This window comes from Amycolatopsis granulosa (assembly GCF_011758745.1).
Classification (GTDB): domain Bacteria; phylum Actinomycetota; class Actinomycetes; order Mycobacteriales; family Pseudonocardiaceae; genus Amycolatopsis_E; species Amycolatopsis_E granulosa.
The window spans coordinates 2,436,923-2,453,622 of record NZ_JAANOV010000001.1 but is presented as its reverse complement, the minus strand read 5'-3'; the positions used below and the strand labels follow the sequence as shown (position 1 = coordinate 2,453,622).

The 16,700-nt window shown below is 73.0% G+C and carries 16 protein-coding genes; 12 read left to right on the top strand and 4 right to left on the bottom strand.

Going from position 1 to position 16,700, the window contains the following annotated elements:
* The first annotated feature begins 151 nt into the window (after positions 1 to 151).
* From FHX45_RS11840 to FHX45_RS11825, 4 genes are read left to right on the top strand one after another with little or no spacing between them, the layout of a single operon-like run.
* A complete protein-coding gene (locus tag FHX45_RS11840; RefSeq protein ID WP_167100070.1) occupies positions 152 to 577 on the top strand; it encodes a YbaB/EbfC family nucleoid-associated protein in 426 nt (141 codons plus the stop codon).
* The gene (locus FHX45_RS11835) at positions 574 to 894 is read left to right on the top strand and encodes a PE domain-containing protein (RefSeq protein ID WP_167100067.1); all 321 of its coding nucleotides are present in this window, start codon (positions 574 to 576) and stop codon (positions 892 to 894) included. The genes FHX45_RS11840 and FHX45_RS11835 overlap by 4 nt, the downstream gene beginning before the upstream one ends.
* 2 nt (positions 895 to 896) lie before the next feature.
* Positions 897 to 2,666 carry a TNT domain-containing protein gene (locus FHX45_RS27785; RefSeq protein ID WP_208405894.1) on the top strand — a complete coding sequence of 590 codons (1,770 nt, stop codon included), beginning with the start codon at positions 897 to 899 and terminating at the stop codon, positions 2,664 to 2,666.
* Positions 2,663 to 2,941: a hypothetical protein gene (locus FHX45_RS11825; protein WP_167100065.1), complete on the top strand. Its 279-nt coding sequence runs from the start codon at positions 2,663 to 2,665 to the stop codon at positions 2,939 to 2,941. The genes FHX45_RS27785 and FHX45_RS11825 overlap by 4 nt, the downstream gene beginning before the upstream one ends.
* A 69-nt stretch (positions 2,942 to 3,010) precedes the next feature.
* Here the strand turns inward: FHX45_RS11825 and hisN are convergent, their stop codons facing one another.
* Complete coding sequence (gene hisN / locus FHX45_RS11820; protein WP_167100062.1) at positions 3,011 to 3,793, bottom strand: histidinol-phosphatase; 783 nt, start codon at positions 3,791 to 3,793, stop codon at positions 3,011 to 3,013.
* A 47-nt stretch (positions 3,794 to 3,840) separates the two neighbouring features.
* Between hisN and FHX45_RS11815 the strand changes: the two genes are divergently transcribed.
* Together FHX45_RS11815 and FHX45_RS11810 are read left to right on the top strand one after the other, a co-directional pair.
* Positions 3,841 to 4,533: a response regulator transcription factor gene (locus FHX45_RS11815; RefSeq protein ID WP_167108779.1), complete on the top strand. Its 693-nt coding sequence runs from the start codon at positions 3,841 to 3,843 to the stop codon at positions 4,531 to 4,533.
* The gene (locus FHX45_RS11810) at positions 4,533 to 5,822 is read left to right on the top strand and encodes an ATP-binding protein (protein ID WP_167100059.1); all 1,290 of its coding nucleotides are present in this window, start codon (positions 4,533 to 4,535) and stop codon (positions 5,820 to 5,822) included. Before FHX45_RS11815 ends, FHX45_RS11810 begins: the two co-directional genes overlap by 1 nt.
* Positions 5,823 to 5,854: 32 nt before the next feature.
* Here FHX45_RS11810 and FHX45_RS11805 read toward each other — a convergent pair whose 3' ends face one another.
* Together FHX45_RS11805 and FHX45_RS11800 are read right to left on the bottom strand one after the other, a co-directional pair.
* Entirely contained in the window at positions 5,855 to 6,382 is a 528-nt protein-coding gene (locus tag FHX45_RS11805; protein ID WP_167100056.1) for a GtrA family protein, read from the bottom strand.
* Positions 6,383 to 6,450: 68 nt separating this feature from the next.
* Positions 6,451 to 8,649 carry a sigma-70 family RNA polymerase sigma factor gene (locus tag FHX45_RS11800; protein ID WP_167100053.1) on the bottom strand — a complete coding sequence of 733 codons (2,199 nt, stop codon included), beginning with the start codon at positions 8,647 to 8,649 and terminating at the stop codon, positions 6,451 to 6,453.
* Positions 8,650 to 8,815: 166 nt separating this feature from the next.
* Between FHX45_RS11800 and FHX45_RS11795 the strand changes: the two genes are divergently transcribed.
* From FHX45_RS11795 to FHX45_RS11770, 6 genes are all read left to right on the top strand, one after another.
* On the top strand, positions 8,816 to 9,628 hold the full coding sequence (locus FHX45_RS11795) for a GGDEF domain-containing protein (protein WP_167100050.1): 813 nt from the start codon (positions 8,816 to 8,818) through the stop codon (positions 9,626 to 9,628).
* Between the two features lie 43 nt (positions 9,629 to 9,671).
* Entirely contained in the window at positions 9,672 to 11,003 is a 1,332-nt protein-coding gene (locus tag FHX45_RS11790) for a glycosyltransferase 87 family protein (RefSeq protein WP_167100047.1), read from the top strand.
* Positions 10,978 to 12,168 (top strand): glycosyltransferase 87 family protein, encoded by a 1,191-nt coding sequence (locus FHX45_RS11785; RefSeq protein ID WP_167100044.1) that lies wholly within the window; start codon positions 10,978 to 10,980, stop codon positions 12,166 to 12,168. Before FHX45_RS11790 ends, FHX45_RS11785 begins: the two co-directional genes overlap by 26 nt.
* A 16-nt stretch (positions 12,169 to 12,184) precedes the next feature.
* Complete coding sequence (locus tag FHX45_RS11780) at positions 12,185 to 13,366, top strand: 5-(carboxyamino)imidazole ribonucleotide synthase (protein ID WP_167100041.1); 1,182 nt, start codon at positions 12,185 to 12,187, stop codon at positions 13,364 to 13,366.
* On the top strand, positions 13,339 to 13,872 hold the full coding sequence (gene purE, locus FHX45_RS11775; RefSeq protein ID WP_167100037.1) for a 5-(carboxyamino)imidazole ribonucleotide mutase: 534 nt from the start codon (positions 13,339 to 13,341) through the stop codon (positions 13,870 to 13,872). The genes FHX45_RS11780 and purE overlap by 28 nt, the downstream gene beginning before the upstream one ends.
* A 75-nt stretch (positions 13,873 to 13,947) precedes the next feature.
* Positions 13,948 to 14,982: a F420-dependent hydroxymycolic acid dehydrogenase gene (locus FHX45_RS11770; protein ID WP_167100034.1), complete on the top strand. Its 1,035-nt coding sequence runs from the start codon at positions 13,948 to 13,950 to the stop codon at positions 14,980 to 14,982.
* On the opposite strand, the gene FHX45_RS11765 is transcribed toward FHX45_RS11770, so the two are convergent.
* Positions 14,979 to 16,637 (bottom strand): class I adenylate-forming enzyme family protein, encoded by a 1,659-nt coding sequence (locus tag FHX45_RS11765; protein ID WP_208405892.1) that lies wholly within the window; start codon positions 16,635 to 16,637, stop codon positions 14,979 to 14,981. The two genes, FHX45_RS11770 and FHX45_RS11765, sit on opposite strands and share 4 nt — an antisense overlap.
* Positions 16,638 to 16,700 lie beyond the last annotated feature (63 nt).

The following is a 16,700-nucleotide window of genomic DNA, read 5'->3' as shown; positions in this document are numbered from 1 at the left end:
CCGGTCTCGATTGCGTCGCGTGCCCGACACACCTCGGCGCCCCGATGCGTATTTCGCCGCGATGAGGCAACCTGTTGTCGGAGGGGGAACCGGAGCGCGGCGGCGCGCGTCCGAGTCCGAGCCGACTGCTCTACTCGCGAGGAGGGGTGCCGTGACCGAGCATCGGGCGCAGGTGGAGGAACTGCTCGCCGACTACCGCCGCAGCCGGGACGATCTCGCCGCCGCGCAACGCGCGCTCGCCGCCGTCACCGCCTCGGCGACCGACGCCGATGGGCTGATCACGGCGACCGTCGGCCCGCGCGGCACCCTGACCTCGCTGACCGTCGCCGAGGGCGCGTACTGGCGCTACCGGCCGAACGAGCTGGCGCAGCAGATCGTGCGGATCACCGCCGAGGCCACCGTGCGGGCGCTCGCCCGCGCGGGGGAGGTGCTGGCGCCCGTGTTGCCGGCCGGAACCGATCCGCAGGCGCTGCTGCTCGGCACCGGTGACCTCGACGCGACCGAGATCGCCCCCGCGAAACCGCGGCCCGCGCCCGACGAGGAGAGCCTCGAGGACCACCGCTGGATGACCAGATGAGCGCCGGGTTCGAGACCGACGCCGACCGGCTCACGGTCTCCTCCGGCGACTTCGACGGCCTCGCCATCCGGGCGGCGGCGGTCGCGGAACGACTCGAACGCGCCCTCGACGGGGCCGAGCGCGCGTGGGGCACGGACGCCGTGGGGCAGGCTTTCGCGGCCGTGCACGTCAGCCGCGCCGGCGAAACCCTCGACGTGCTGCGCAACCTCGCCGGGCGGCTGTCGCGGTTCGGGCAGACCGTCGGCGAGGCCGCCGGCAGCTTCCGCGGGTCCGAAGAGGACGCGGAGCAGGCGATCACCGACACGGCGCGGGGGTAGACATGGGCATCGAGCTGCCGCGGGAACTCGCCGATCTCGCCGCCGAGACCGGTTTGTCCTGGCCCGAAGCGGACGAGGACCGGTTACGGGAACAGGCTGTGGCGTGGCGTGACGCGCATCGGGAGCTGACCGCGCTGGCCCGGGAAGCCGACGAGCACGCCGGCCGCGCGGTCGCCGCGCTGTCCGCGGACGCGGGCGAGGCCGCCGGCCACGTCTGGTCGGAGTTCGTCGATCCGGAGAAGGGTCACCTGACCGTCGCCGCGCGTGGCGCCGCCGAGGCGGCCGACCGGCTGGAGAACGCGGCCGAGCAGGTCGGCGCCGCGAAGGTGGAACTCGTGCGGCAGCTCGTCGAGGCCGCGAAGAACCGGGACGCGAGCCTCGCCGCCGCCGGGAACGGGCATCCGACCGCGATCCTCGGCGTGGACACGACTCTGCGCGGCGCGGCGGCAAACCTGGCCGTCGTGGCGGGCGGGCTGGCCGCGACGCTCGGGCCGGAGCCGGGCGGCTCGCTGGTCACCCCGCTCGTCGAGCCGAATCCGGGCGTCCGGACCCCGGACGGGCAGGGCGCGCTGCTCGGTGTGGTCACCGGTCTGGCCCCGGGACTGGTTGCGCCCGCGATCGTGCCGTCGCCCGCGGCGCTCGGCGCGGCGCCGGTGGTGTCCTCGTCCCTGCTGACCCCGCCGGTGATCCCGCCCGTGGTCCCCGAACCGGCCCTGGCCGACACCGACACCGGCCCGATCCGGCTGCCCGATCCGCCGGCACCGCCGTCCTCGCCGCAGTACGGCGGGCTGCTCGAGTCCCGCGGCTTCGACGAGGTGCCGACACCGTCCACCGGCGTCGCGAACGCCACCGTCGCCGCCGGGTTCACCGGCGCGGTCGTGCCGCCGCCTCCGGTGCCCGCCGCACAGGGGGTCCCGGCACCGGTGGGCGGGTACGGGCCGCCCGCGCAGTTCGCGCCGCCCGCCGCGGTCGTCCCCGCGCCCGCTCCACCGGTCGCGATGCCCTACGCACCAGGTCCGCCCCGGACGTACTCGCCGGACGTGCGGCCCGCTCCGGAACCGCCACCGCCGGTGGGGGCACCCCGGCAGGAGCGGGAAGCCGTCGTCGCGTTGTTCCGGGTCCACATGTTCCCGATCGGCCATCTGCCCGTCGCGACCGACAAGCCCGCGCGGCAGCTGCCGCCGCCGCCGTTCGATGTCGATTTCGCGCCGGGACTGCGGTTCCCGCCCCACGACCACCCGCGGTCGGACCTGATCCGCACCGACGACGCGCTCGCGAAGGTGGAGGCCGGGTACGGCCGGCTGCCGTCACCGCCCGCGCCGCCTCCGGCCGAGGTGCTCGCCGGGTACGACCCGCGCGGCGGGTTGCCCGAACGCGACTGGGACCGGCGGTTCCTGGCCGGGAAGCGCCGGGAGGTGCCGGAGTACGCGTGGCCACCCGGAGAGCGTTATCCCGAGGGCGGCACCGGCGAGGGCGAGCCGGAAGTGCTGACCGCGGGCACCGTGCTGGACCGGTTCGGTGATCCACGTGGCCGGGTGTTCGCGCCCGCCGACACGCCCTTGGCGCACCGGTCGCTGCCGCCGGCGGCGCGCGACGCCGGCTACCGGCGATACCGCGTGCTGCGGGAGGTGCCGGTGTGGCACACGGTGTCCGCGCCGTGGTTCGGCCAGCCCGGCGGCGGCGCCCGGTACCGCGCGATCTACTCCGCCGACGAGCTCGTCACCCTGGGATACCTGGCGGACATCACGTTCGAGGAGGGCGCTGCGCAGTGAACGTCGAGTCGATCGTGCGGTGGCTGGCAGCCATCGGGGTGCCGGGTGAGGTGATCTCGATCGGCCGCGAGGCCGACAACGCGTGGTGCCTGTTGCGGGTCGAGGAGTCCGAAGAGGGCGGCCCGGTCTGGGAGGTGTTCTGGCGCGAGCAGGGCAACCGCTACGACTGGGCACGCTTCACCAACGAGCAGGTCGCCTGCCACTACCTGTTCGGCAGGCTGGCGTGGTCGCAGGTCGCGCGCGGAGCCGTCGGATTGCTGCCGGCGCCGGCGTGACGCGACGCAGATGCGCGAGGACGACCCGGTGTCCCCGCTGGCGTTGCCGTTCGATCGCCGCCACACGGCTCAGCGGCTCAGGTGCCGCAGTGCTTCCTCGTGCAGGTGGCCGTTCGAGGACAACGCCGAACCGCCGTCGAAGCGGGCCGCGCCGGTCAGATCGCTGAACCGGCCACCGGCCTCGGTGAGGAGGATCTGCATCGGCGCGACGTCCCACGGGTTGACGATCGGCTCGGCCGCCAGGTCGATCGCGCCCTCCGCCACCAGGCAGTGCTGCCAGAAGTCGCCGAAGGCGCGCGTCTCCCAGCACGCGTCGACCAGCCCCAGGTACGCTTCGCGCGAGTGGTACTCGGTCCACGACCCCAGGTCGGTGGTCGACAGGTACCCGTCGGACAGCGCGGACACCGCCGACACGCCGATCCGCCGTTCGCCGGCCTGATCGCTCATCCACGCGCCCTCGCCCGCCGCGGCCCACCACCGGCGGCCCAGCAGCGGGGCACTCACCATGCCCACCACCGGGCGGCCGTCCTCGACCAGTGCGATCAGCGTCGCCCACACCGGGCCGCCCCGCAGGAAGTTCTTCGTGCCGTCGATCGGGTCCAGCACCCACGCCCGCCCGGACTGCCACGCCGTGCCGCCGCGCTCCTCGCCGGCCACGTTGTCGTCCGGGCGTTCCGCGGCGAGCAGTTCGCGCACGGCGTCCTCGACCGCGGTGTCCGCGTCGGTGACCGGGGTGCGGTCCGGCTTGCTGCTGACTTTCAGGTCACGGGCGCGGAACCGGGCCGTGGTGATCGAGTCCGCCGCGTCCGCGAGCTTCCCCGCGAGGATGAGATCGTCCGTGTAGCTCGCCACGCGACGATGTTTTCACGACCCCCGGTCGTAGAGTTGGCCAGGTGAGCATGGTGTTGCTGGCCGAGGACGACCCGGCGATCGCCGACCCGCTGTCGCGCGCCCTGGAACGGGAAGGCTACGACGTCGAGGTGGTCGCCGACGGCCCCGCGGTACTCGACGTCACCCTGGCCAAACGGGTCGACCTGCTCGTGCTCGACCTGGGCCTGCCCGGCATGGACGGGCTCGAGGTGTGCCGTCGGCTGCGGGCGCACGGCAGTGAGCTGCCGGTGCTGATGCTCACCGCCCGAACCGACGAGGTGGACTTCGTCGTCGGGCTCGACGCCGGTGCCGACGACTACGTGGCCAAGCCGTTCCGCCTGGCCGAGCTGCTGGCCCGCATCCGCGCGCTGTTGCGCCGCCGGGCGCCCGACGTGCTCGAGGCCGGCGGTGTGCGGATGGACCTCGGCGCCCGGATGGTGCTGGTGGACGGCCGCGAGGTGCAGCTGGCGAACAAGGAGTTCGAGCTGCTGCGGGTGCTGATGAGCCACGCCGGCCAGGTGGTCAGCCGCGACGAGATCCTCGCGGAGGTGTGGAACGACCTGGAGTCCAAGACGTCGAAGACGCTCGACATGCACATGTCGTGGCTGCGCCGGAAGTTGTCGGTGAGCAGCGACGGCAAGGGGTCGGTGATCCACCACGGCGACGGTGAGCGGCGGATCGCGACCGTGCGCGGCGTCGGCTTCCGGTTCAACACAGACTAGTGCGCCGCCGGATCCTGCTCGCCATCCTGCTCGCCGTGGCGGTCACCGCGGCGGCGCTGGGCATCCCGCTCGGCGTCACCGCGTGGAAGCTGGTGGACAGCATCTACAACGAAGACCTCGCCGGGCGCGCCGCGCAGATCGCCGCGACCCTGGACACCGAACTGGCCGACGGCGTGCTCGACCAGAACGACCTCACCCAGGTGTCGGTGGCGATCCCGCAGGGCGGTGAGCTGGTCGTGGACGTGCCGGGCCGCGGCCGCATCACCGAGGGTGCCGCGCCGGGACCGGATCCGGTCACGGCGACGGTGCAGCTGGCGCGGCAGGGGCACCTCGAGCTGTCGATCCCGTCCGGGCCGCTGCGGTCGCGGCAGACCACGGTGACGCTCGCCGTGCTGCTGCTGGTCGTGTTCTCGGTGACGATCGGGACGGTGGTGGCGACCGTGACGGCCCGGCGGCTCGCGAAGCCGCTGCGGCACGTCGCGGACCGCGCCGCGCGTCTCGGTGGTGGCGACTTCCGGCCGGACCCCAGCCGGTACGGCATCGGTGAGCTGGACATGGTGGCCGAGGCGCTGGACACGTCGGGCACCGCCCTGGCGCAGCTCGTGCAGCGGGAGCGGCAGCTGGTCGGCGACGTCTCGCACCAGCTGCGGAGCAGGCTGACGGCATTGCAATTGCGGCTGGAATCGCTGGCCGTCACCGGCGATCCGGACACCGCGGAGGACGCGCGGGCGGCGCAGGAACAGGCGGACCGGCTGTCGGAGGCGCTGGAGGAGCTGCTGGCCGCGGCACGCGCGGCCAGCGAGGTGGACACCGAGGCGCTGGAGCTGGCCGCGGAGCTGCCCGAGGTGGCCCAGGAGTGGCGCGAGCTGCTGCGGGCGGAGGGCCGCAACCTGCGGCTGCGGATCGGTGAGGGCCTGATGGCGCGGGCGACGCCCGGCCGGCTGCGGGAGGTGGTCGGCGTGCTGCTGGACAACGCGCTGCGCCACGGCGCCGGGACGGTCACGCTGGCGGCGCGGCGCGGCGAGACCGAGGGCACGGTGGTGGTCGAGGTGAGCGACACCGGTTCCGGTATCCCGGACGATCTCGCGCCGCACATCTTCGAGCGCGGCTTCTCCGGCGGTGGCTCCACCGGCGTCGGCCTGGCCCTCGCCCGGGCACTGGCGGAGGCCGACGGCGGACGGCTGGAGTTGTCGAGCCGCCGGCCCGCGGTGTTCAGCCTGTTCCTGCGCGTGCCGAACCCGGGGGACGTGCCGGAGGTGCGCTGGCCGGCGGAGCGGGTGCCGCGCTGACCGGGCTCGCGCTGACCGGGCTCGCGGCCGGGTCAGGCGTCGGTGCTGCTGCGGGTGACGTCCCGGCGGCGCTGCCCCAGATCGTCCGGGAAGACCCACTTCTTGAACCCCCAGAAGCGGAAGACCATCGCCAGCAGCATGCCGATGATCGACCCGCTGATGAAGTCCGCCGTTTCCTGCACGAACCGGGTCACGTTCGGCACCTCCAGGTGCAGGACGTACCGGGACGCGTACAGCGGAATCAGGTTCACCACCACGGCCAGACCGCTGATCACGAAGAACAGCGCGGCCTCGTGGGACCTTTCCCGGCCACCACGGGTGCGGAACGACCATTCGCGATTGAGAATGTAGGACACGATCGTCGCGATGATGACCGCGATCGCTTTCGCGGTGGTCGGCTTGTCCTCCAGCACGCCCAGTTTCAGCAGGTACCAGATACCGTTGTCGACGACGAACGTGGTGCCGCCGACGATCCCGAACTTCAGCAGCTCCCGATGCTTGATCAACACCGAGCGCAATGGCTCGGGCGTGTGCGACAACACGCTTTCCACAACGGTCACTTGCGCAGTGTACGTAGTCGTCCGCCCCGGGGATCGGCTGGCGGCGGCGTAAGCCGGATTTATCCGATTCAATTCCGCGGATAGGGGACCCACGGCAGCCACCACCACGGCCGTCCGTGGTCCTTCGGCGGCGGGTGCGGTGCCGTCGCCGAGGAGCCCGTGGTTTGTGGCACCGGCGTGGTGGTCGTGGTGGTGCTGCCCGGTGTGGTCGTCGTGCTGGTCGTCGTGGTCGGTGCGGTCGTCGTCGTGCTGGTCGTCGGCGCACCCGTCGTGGTGGTCGCCGAGCCCGACGACGAGGTCACCGAGGGCGGGGTGATGGGCGGGGTCAGACCGGGTGGCGTCACCTCGCAGAACGGGAACCAGCAGTCGAAACCGACCGTGCGCGAGGCGCTCGCGGTGCCCAGCGTCGCCGACACGGTGACGGTCCGGGTCTGCTTCTCCGGCCGGTCCAGCGCGAACCACAGCCGGAGGTGCTGGCCCGGCGCGAGCGTGGTGAGGCTGGTGCAGGTGGTGGTCGGGCCGCTGGTGCACGCCGCCTGGAAGCCACCGGTGACCAGGTGCGCGTCGTCGTCGATCCGCAGGCTGACCGGTTTGGTGTTCGGGCCGTTGTTGGTGACGTCGACCGACAGCCACGCCCGCCGGTCCCACAGCTGCTCGCCGGCCCAGCCCCGGGCGTCCAGGGCCAGCTGGTCCGGTGCCTCCGACACGGCCACCGGCACGTTGACCGCGATCCGGACGTCCGCGCCGGCGTTCACCGTGCCGGTCACCTGTCCCGACGTTGCCGCGCCGGTGGCCTCGAGCAGGAACGTCAGCACCGCGGTCTCGCCCGGCTGCAGCCCGCGTGGCGTGGTGCAGGTGACCGTGCCCGCCCCGGGCGGGCAGTCGACCAGGAGCGGACCGGCCGGCGCCTGCGTCCCGAACGTGCCGGCCGCGCCGCCACCGCCGCCCGCCGGCCGCACCTGGATGCCGGGCGGCAGGTTCAGCGTCGCCGTCACCGGGTCGGACACCGAGCCACCGGTGTTGCGCACGGTGATCGGCAGGGCGACCGGGTCGCCGCCCGGCTGGAGTTCGAGGCCCGAGGACGGGCCGTCCGCGGTGATGTTCGCCGGCGCGCCGGGCGGAGGTGGCGGCGCCGGAACGGGTGCGAGCGCCGGCGGCGCGACCGGCGCGGGTGGCGGCTCGACCGCGGGCGCGGGTGGTGGCGCGGCGGGCGGCGCGGCCGGAACCGGCGGCACGGCCGGGGGCTGTGCCGGCGCGACCACCGGCGGCGGTGCCGGAACGGAGGCGGCGGCCGGGATCTCCTGGGTGCCGCCGCCCGCCGCCAGCGCGGCCGCGACGGCGGCGGCCACCGCGGTGCCGGCGACGCCCAGCCCGACGAACTGACGCGGTCCCGCGGCCGCCACCGAGGCGGCACCACCGGCGGAACCGGCCGCCGCGCCGGCGGTGGCCGCGGTCGCGGCGGTCGCCTTGCCGGCGGCGGCGAGGTAGCCCAGCGCGGCCCCGCCCAGCACGATCGGGGCGATGATCGCCCGCAGCGCACCGTTGACCTCGGCCAGCTCGGCGGCCAGGGCGCGGCAGTCCGCGCACTCGTCCAGGTGGGCTTCGACCTGGGCGCGTTCCCGTTTGGACAGGCCGTCGCGGGTCCAGGCGCCCAGCCGGTCGGCACACGCGCGGCACTTCTCGGCGGACGTCTCGACCAGGTGGACCTGCAGGTACGCCTGCCGCAGCCCCTCACGGGCCCGGTAGGCGAGCGCGGAGACGCCGTTGGGCGTCAGGCCGAGCAGCGGCGCGACCTCCGCCGGGCTCTGCTGCTCGATCTCGGTGTGCCACAGCACCGCCTGCCACCGCTCGGGCAGCGACGCGAACGCCTTGGCCGCCATGGTGCGCTCCAGGCCGGCCAGCGCGGTGTCGGAGAACGGGACCGTCAGCGCCTCGCTGCCGACCGTGGTCATGTCCTCGTTCAGGTCGACGCGCTTGTCCTTGCGGGTCTTGTCGTACGCGGTGTGCCGCAGCGCGGTGAGCAGGTAGGCGCGGAACGCGCTGTCCGGGCCCTTGCCGCCGCGCAGGGTGTCGAGCACCTTGGCGAACGCGTCGGACACCAGGTCGTCGGCTTCGGCGGCCGACCGGGCGAGCTGCCGCGCGAGGTTGTAGGCCGCGGCGACGTGCCGCTCGTAGAGGGTGCCGTACGCGGCCAGGGTGCCGGTGCGGACCTCGGTGATCAGCTCCGCGTCGCTCTTGCCCTCGAAATCGGCCGGTAGGGTGGACACCGCTCTCCTTATCCCAGTGTTGCGCGCGATCAGTGTGACTGACTGGCCCCCCCACGTCACGCGCCACCTCGCCCTATTGACCCGCACGGTGTAATTCCGTCACACCGCGCCGCTTCGATCGTCACTTCACCGGAACAGCGGTCGCGGGACGGAAGGACGGTTGCCAGTGGACGTGCCGGCCATGAGGTTGCGGCGCGAACCGGAGCCCGGCGGCGACGGATCGCTGCGTGCGTTGCGGACGCGCTGGCGGTCGGCGAGCCTGGCCGCGGGATGGCGGTTCCCCGGGGACTGGGGCCTGCCCGAGGTCGACACGGTGTGCGCGGCGCTGGTGCGCGACCGCTCGGTGGAGGTTCCGGTCGCGGGCCTGGCCCGGGCGCGTGCCGCGGCCGGGGCGGGGCTCGGGGAGACACTGCTGGACCTCGCGGCGTTGCACTCCGTGACCACCTCATCGGGTGAGGCCGCGCCGCCCGACGTGGACGCCCTGCCGTCCCGGTTGCTGCGTGTCGCGGCCCTGGCGTGGGCCGAGGTCGCGATGGACAAGCTCGCCAGCACCGAGGTGATCGACCCGCTGACCGGCCTGCCCACCGCCGCCTACCTGCGCACGCGCCTGCGTGAGCTGTACGGCCGGTCCGGCTGCCGGACCGGCGAGGACCACACGCTGCTGGTCGTCTCGGTCGACCTGTCCGGGGTGCGCGGGTGGCCCCGGATGACCGCGATGATCCTGATCGCGGAGGCCATGCGCGTGGTGTTCGACGGCGGCGAGAGCATCGCCTCGCTCGGCCCGGCCACGGTCGCCGCCGCGGTGCCCCGGGACGGCCGGATCGCGGCGAAGGCCGTCATGCTGCGACGCGAGCTGCACGAGCGCCTGTCGGTCGACGACCAGCTGGAATCCGTCGGCCCGCCGAAGATCAGGCTGGTCCGGTTGCCCGGGGCCCACGAGTCCGCGTGCCAGCTCCTCCAGCGGCTCGCGCGAACCTGACCCTTGTCGCTCCGGCGTCATGGTTTCGTGATTTCCTGGAAGGGTGACACAGTCAGTGCCCGCCGCCGGTGGCGACCCGCTCCGCGAGCCGGCGCAACCGCGCCTGGCGCTGCGGACTTCGCTCGCCCGGTTGTCGGTGCGGCCGCGTTCGATCCTGCTGCTGTCACTCGTGCCGCTGCTCGCGCTCGTCGCCGGTGTCCTCGGCTGGCTGTTGGACTGGCGGCTGGGCGTGGACAGCGCGGTCTACCGGGCCGGGGCGATCACCCTGCTCGACGGCGACCCGCTCTACGACGCCAGCACACTGGCGTCCGAGCCGTGGTGGGCGCTGCTGCCGTTCACCTACCCGCCGACCGCCGCGCTGCTGTTCGTGCCGCTGGCGGCCCTGCCGGTGCAGATCGCCTGGGGTGTGCTGACCGCGATCTCAGTGCTGGCGATGGCGCTGGTCATCCGCGTGGCGATCGGCTCGCTGCCGACACCACCCACGGTGCGGCGCTGGTGGTCCTCGCCCGCGCGGGCGACGCTGGTGTGTTCGGTGCTCATGCTCGGCCTCGAGCCGGTGTGGCGGACGGTCTTCCTCGGCCAGATCAACCTGATCCTCATGGCGATCGTGGTGCTCGACGTCCTGGTCGTCACCACGCGCGGCAGTCGCTGGGGCGGGGTGCTCGTCGGCATCGCGTCGGCGGTGAAGCTGACGCCGCTGGTGTTCGTGGCGCACCTGTTCCTCACCGGACGCCGCCGCGAAGCGGTCCGCGCGTTCGGCGTGTTCGCCGGCCTGCAGCTGCTGATGCTGGCGCTCATCCCGCGGGACACCATCCGCTACTGGACCAAGACCATCTCCGACACGGGGCGGATCGGCCCGGTGCACTGGGCGGGCAACCAGTCGCTCAACGGCCTGATGAACCGGGTCACCGACCTCGCGCCGTGGGCGTCGAAGGCGGCCCTGGGGATCGCCGCGGTGCTGGCCGTCCCGGCCGTGTGGCTCGTGCTGCGCTTCCACCGCCGCGGGCAGGCGCTGGCCGCGCTGCTGGTGACGGCGTTCTTCGGGCTGCTGGCCTCGCCGATTTCCTGGTCGCACCACTGGGTGTGGGCGGTGCCGCTGATCGTCCTGCTCGTGTCGCGGCTGCCGCAGACCACGCGCGCTGGTGCCTGGAAGCGCTGGGCGGGCATCGGTGCGGTGGCTGCGGTGTTCATCAGCTGTGTGCTGCTCGCGCTGCCCAACGGGCGCAACATCGAGCTGCACTGGAAGTTCTGGCAGAGCGTGCTGGGCAACGCCTACATCCTCACGCCGGTGGTGCTGACCGTGGTGCTGGTGACGCGCTGGGCATTGCAGCGCAGGCGGGAGAAGGTGCGTGACGACGCTGCGATCACGGGTTGAGCCGGCACTGGTCGGCGCACTCGTCCTGGGGGCGTTCGCGGTAGGGGTGATCTGCTGGCTCGGGGGCTGGCAGCTGGGCGCCGACAGCGCCGTGTACCGCGCGGGGGCGCTGACCTTCCTGCACGGTGACCAGGTCTACACGACGGAGCGGCTCACCGCGCTGCCGTCGTGGGTGTCGCTGCCGTTCACCTACCCGCCGGCCGCGGCACTGCTGTTCGTGCCGCTGGTGGCCGTACCGAGCGGTCTGACCTGGGGCTTCCTGATCGCGGCGTCGGTGCTGTCGCTGGCCGTGGTGATCCGGGTGACCGGGCGGTTCCGCGGCTGGGCGCTGGCCGGGCTGACGGTCGCGGCGCTCGTGCTGGAACCGGTGTGGAAGACGATCTTCCTCGGCCAGATCAACCTGGTGCTGCTCGCGCTGATCGTGCTCGACGTGCTGGTCCTGGCCGGCACGCGGTGGTCCGGTGTGCTCGTCGGCGTCGCGGCCGCGATCAAGCTGACGCCGCTGATCTTCGTGGCGCACCTGTTCGTCACCGGGCGGTGGCGGGACGGCCTGCGGGCGTTGGGCACCTTCGCGGGGCTGCAGATCGTGATGTTCGCGTTGATGCCCGGCGATGCGGCGCGGTACTGGTCGACGGCGGTCTTCGACCCGCACCGCGTCGGCGGCGCGTCCTGGATCTTCAACCAGTCACTGACCGGCATGATCAACCGCGCGTCGCACGAGGCGTCCTGGTCGCCCGCGCTCGCGCTCGGCATCGGCGCGGTGCTCGCGGTGCCGGCGGCGTGGCTGGTGCGACGGCTGCACCGGCGCGGCGAGACGCTCGTCGCGGTGCTGGTGACGGCGTTCCTCGGACTGCTGGTCTCGCCGGTGTCGTGGTCGCACCACTGGGTGTGGGCGGTGCCGCTGATCGTGCTGCTGGCCTCGAAGGGCCGCTGGGTGTGGGCCGGCCTGGTGACCGTGTTCTTCGCCAGCTGCATCGTGATGGTGGTGCCCAACGGCGGCGTCACCGAGTTCAGCTGGGGGCCGGAGCTGTTCGTGCCCGGCAACGCCTACGTGGTGGCCGCGGCACTGGGGATCCTCGGGCTCGCCGCGCGTGAGCTGCGTCTCCCGTCGAGCCCGCCGCTGGCCGAGCACCACCCTCGACCGAAGCCCTCCGCGTTGCGGTAACTAATCTGGAGCCGTTATGGACAAGCGCACAGGGCTCCCGATCGTCGGGATGGTGGGCGGCGGCCAGCTCGCCAGGATGACACACCAGGCCGCGATCTCGCTGGGGCAGTCGATGCGGATCCTCGCCGTCGACGCCAATGATTCGGCCGCGATGGTCGCCGGGGACGTCCAGCTCGGGCACCACACCGACCTGGACGCGCTGCGCGAGTTCGCCCGCAGCGTCGACGTGGTCACCTTCGACCACGAGCACGTACCGTGGGAACACCTGTTCGCGCTGGTCAACGAGGGTTTCACGGTGCGGCCGGGGCCGGACGCGCTGACGTTCGCGCAGAACAAGCTGGTGATGCGTGACCGGCTGTCGGCGACCGGGTTCCCGTGCCCGCCGTACGCCGAGGTGTCCGAGGTGGAGGACCTGGTCAAGTTCGGCGCGGAGCACTCCTGGCCGGTCGTGCTCAAGGCCGCGACCGGCGGCTACGACGGCCGTGGCGTGTGGATGGTCGAGTCCGAGGCCGAGGCGCGCACCCTGGTGCCCGAGCTGCTCGCGGCCGGCACCGAGCTGCTCGCCGAGCAGCGTGTCGCGATGAAGCGCGAGCTGTCCGCGCTGGTCGCGCGTTCACCGTTCGGGCAGGGCGCGGCGTGGCCGGTGGTGGAGACCGTGCAGGAGAACGGCATCAACACCGAGGTGCTGGCGCCCGCGCCGGGGCTGACCTCGGGCCAGGTGCACGAGGCGCAGGAACTGGCGCTGCGGCTGGCCGACGAGCTGAACGTGGTCGGGGTGCTGGCGGTCGAGCTGTTCGAGACCGACGGCGGTCTGCTGGTCAACGAACTGGCGATGCGCCCGCACAACTCCGGCCACTGGACCATGGACGGGTCGGCGACCTCCCAGTTCGAGCAGCACGTCCGCGCCGTCCTGGACTACCCGCTGGGCGTGACCGACCTGATCGCACCAACCGTGATGGCCAACGTGCTGGGCGCGCCGACCACCCCGGAGATGACCACGGACGAGCGGCTGCACCACCTGTTCGCCCGTTTCCCGGACGCCCGGGTGCACTTGTACGGCAAGGGCGAACGGCCCGGCCGCAAGCTCGGGCACGTCAACTTCGTCGGCGGCGACCTGCCGAACCTGCGGACCCGCGCCAAGCTGGCCGCGCACTGGCTGTCGCACGCCGAATGGCCCGACGGATACGACATCCACTGAGAGGAGCACGCGTGACCGACGTCGGCGTGATCATGGGCAGCGACTCGGACTGGCCCGTGCTCGAAGCGGCCGGGGCGGCGCTGGACGAGTTCGGCGTGTCCTACGAGGTCGGCGTGTACTCCGCGCACCGGACGCCGCAGCGGATGCTGGACTACGCGCGCACCGCGGCCGACCGCGGCATCAAGGTGATCATCGCTGGTGCCGGGGGCGCGGCGCACCTGCCCGGGATGGTCGCGTCGGCGACGGTGCTGCCGGTGATCGGCGTGCCGGTGCCGCTGAAGTACCTGGACGGGATGGACTCCCTGCTGTCGATCGTGCAGATGCCGGCCGGGGTTCCGGTCGCGACCGTGTCGATCGGCGGTGCCCGCAACGCCGGGCTGCTGGCCGTGCGGATCCTGGCCGCCCAGGACCCCGCGCTGCGCGAGAAGATGGCGGCCTTCCAGGCCGATCTCGAACAGCTCGTGCTGGACAAGGACGCGAAGCTGCGCGAGAAGGTGCAGTCCTAGCCGCGCTGTCCGGAGGGGCCGACACGCGCGGGTGAACTCCTGGTCGCCGCGTGGCCGGCCGGGTAACCGCCGATCATGGAGTTCTCGCGTCGCCGGCTGGGCCTGTTCGCCGCCTCCGCCGGGCTGGTCCGGACCGAGCCGCCGGTGACACGCGTGCCGGTCGGGCTGGTGTTGTCGCACGAGCAGTTCCCGACGTCCCGGCTGCTGGATTTCGCCCGGCAGGCCGAGGCGGCGGGTTTCGGGTTCGTCTGGGCCAGTGACCACCTGCAGCCGTGGCAGGACAACCAGGGGCACGCGATGTTCCCGTGGCTGACGCTCGCCCTGGTGGGCGAGCGCACGCGGCGGGTCACCTTTGGTTCCGGCGTGACCTGTCCCAGCTACCGGTACCACCCGGCGGAGGTGGCGCAAGCGTTTGCCTCCCTCGAGCTGCTGGCGCCCGGTCGGACGTTCCTCGGCGCGGGGACCGGTGAGGCGGTCAACGAGCAGGCCGGCACGGGACAGTACGGCCGCTACCCGGAACGGCACGACCGGCTCGTCGAGGCGATCGAGCTGATCCGGCGCCTGTGGACGGGGGAGCGGGTGACCTTCCGCGGCCGGTTCTTCGCGACCGACCAGCTCAAGCTGTACGACCTGCCGGCGAACCCGCCCCCGGTGTACGTCGCCGCGCAGGGCCCGAAGAGCGCGCGGCTGGCCGGCCGGTACGGCGACGGCTGGATCACGCAGGCCGGCGCCGCTCTCGACCCCGCGCTGCGGGACGCGTTCGCCGCGGGCGCCCGGGAGGCGGGCAAGAACCCGGACGCGATGCCGAAGTGGGCCGAGCTGTTCGCGGTGGTCGGCGACCAGCGGGAGATCGACCTGGCCGCGCGGCGGTGGCGGTTCACGGTCCGGCCGGCCGACCTGCCCAACCCGGAGGCGATCCAGCAGGCGGCCCAGTCCACATCGCTGGCCGAGGTCGCCGGCCGGTGGGTGGTCGGCACCGATCCGGCGGTGCACGTCGCGGCGGTGCGGAAGCTGCTCGACGCCGGGGTGACGCCGTTCCTGCACTTCCCGCAGGAGGACCCGGGCGCGGCCATCGAGTTCTACCGCGTCCGGGTGCTGCCCGCGCTCTAGAGCCGCTGCCGCAGCTCGCGCTTGAGGATCTTGCCGGCCGCCGAGACCGGGATCTCGTCGACGAACCTCAGCTCGCGGATCCGCTTGTAGGGCAGCACGTTGTCGTTGACCGCGGACAGGATCTCCTCCGCGGTCACGTTGTCGTCCGCGCGTACGACGAACGCCACGGGCAACTCGCCGACCTCGTCCTGCTTGCGTCCGACGACCGCCGCCGCGGCCACGCCGGGGTGCGCGATCAGCAGCTCCTCCAGCTCGCGCGGGTACACGTTGTACCCCTTGTAGAGCAGCATGTCCTTCTTCCGGTCCACAATGGACAGATAGCCGTCCTTGTCCAGCACGCCGACGTCCCCGGTGTGCAGCCACCCGTCGACCAGCACGGCCGCGGTCTCCTCGGGCCGGTCGTGGTAGCCCGCCATGACCTGCGGGCCGCGGATGCACACTTCGCCCTGCTCGCCCTCCGGCACCGGGTCCGCACCGCCCTCCAGCGGCACGATCCTGACCTCGGTGTCGAATACCGGCACGCCCACGGTGCCCTGCTTGCGCAGCCCGGACCGGAACGCCGGGTTGATGGTGGCACCCATGGTCACCTCGGTGAGCCCGTAGCCCTCGGTGATGACCGCGTCCGGGAACCGGGCGGCCAGCGCCTTGAGCATCTCGTGCGGCATCGGTGCGGCGCCGGAGCTGATCCCGCGCACCGACGACAGGTCCCGGGTGGCCAGGTCCGGGCAGGCCAGCAACGCGGCGAACAGGGCGGGCGCGCCGCCGATGGACGTCACCCGCAGCCGCTCGGCATCGGCGAGGTAGGCGACCGGGTCGAACCGGTCGTGCAGCGTGGTGGAGCCGCCGCCCATGACCGGGACGTTCAGCCCCCCGATGGTGCCCATCGCGTGGAACCACGGCGTGAGGTTGATGCCCGAGCCGGTGCCCAGCCGGGTGGGCCACTCGTCCGCGCCGCCGACCTGGTCGAGCGTGAGGTCGCCGTCCTCGTCGAGGGCCGGGACCGACCCGGTGCCCCAGCAGGCGTATTGGAGCGTGTTGACCACGACGTTGCGGTGCGGCAGGCGAACGCCCTTGGACCGGCCGGTGGTGCCGCCGGTGTAGGACAGGTGGGCGAGGTGGGTGCGGGTGTCGATGTCGAGTGCGGGGCGGGTGTCCGGCTGACCGGCGAGGAACGACTGGAACTCGACCTGGTCGCCGGCGAGGTCGTCCGGAGCGACGACGACCACCAGGCGGACCGGCGTCCGGTCGCGGACGGCGGTCAGCGCCGGTGCCACCCTGCCGAGGGTGACCACCGCGACGGCGCCCGAGTCGGCGAGCTGGTGGGCGAGGTCGGCGGGCGGCAGCAGCGGGTTCGCCGGGGTGAAGGTCGCGCCGGCGAGCAGAATCCCGTAATAGGCGATGGGGTAGGCGAGGCAGTTCGGCAGGTGGATGGCGACGGTCGCACCCGGCCCGATCCCTTGTGCCCGTAGCGCGTTGGCGAACCGGCATGCGCCCGCGTACGTCTGCGCGTACGTCAGGGAACGGTCCTGGTGGGCGAACGCGATTCGGTCCCGGTATCGCTTCGCGGCACCGGCGAGGATCGAGCCGGCGGGGACGTCGGGGTAGTCCAGCGATCGCGGGAGGTGGGGCGGCCATGACCCAGCAGTGATCGGCATCACTCCACCATAGGACGGATCTGCGGCCCAGAACACAATTGGCGCTGGTGAACGACCACTAAC

Bases quoted from the DNA above. Each gene is read 5' to 3' on its own strand.
- FHX45_RS11835 (WP_167100067.1), top strand. From the start codon at position 574: ATGAGCGCCGGGTTCGAGACCGACGCCGACCGGCTCACGGTCTCCTCC.
- FHX45_RS27785 (WP_208405894.1), top strand. From the start codon at position 897: ATGGGCATCGAGCTGCCGCGGGAACTCGCCGATCTCGCCGCCGAGACC.
- FHX45_RS11815 (WP_167108779.1), top strand. From the start codon at position 3,841: ATGGTGTTGCTGGCCGAGGACGACCCGGCGATCGCCGACCCGCTGTCG.
- FHX45_RS11780 (WP_167100041.1), top strand. From the start codon at position 12,185: ATGGACAAGCGCACAGGGCTCCCGATCGTCGGGATGGTGGGCGGCGGC.
- purE (WP_167100037.1), top strand. From the start codon at position 13,339: ATGGCCCGACGGATACGACATCCACTGAGAGGAGCACGCGTGACCGAC.
- FHX45_RS11770 (WP_167100034.1), top strand. From the start codon at position 13,948: ATGGAGTTCTCGCGTCGCCGGCTGGGCCTGTTCGCCGCCTCCGCCGGG.
- FHX45_RS11765 (WP_208405892.1), bottom strand. From the start codon at position 16,637: ATGCCGATCACTGCTGGGTCATGGCCGCCCCACCTCCCGCGATCGCTG.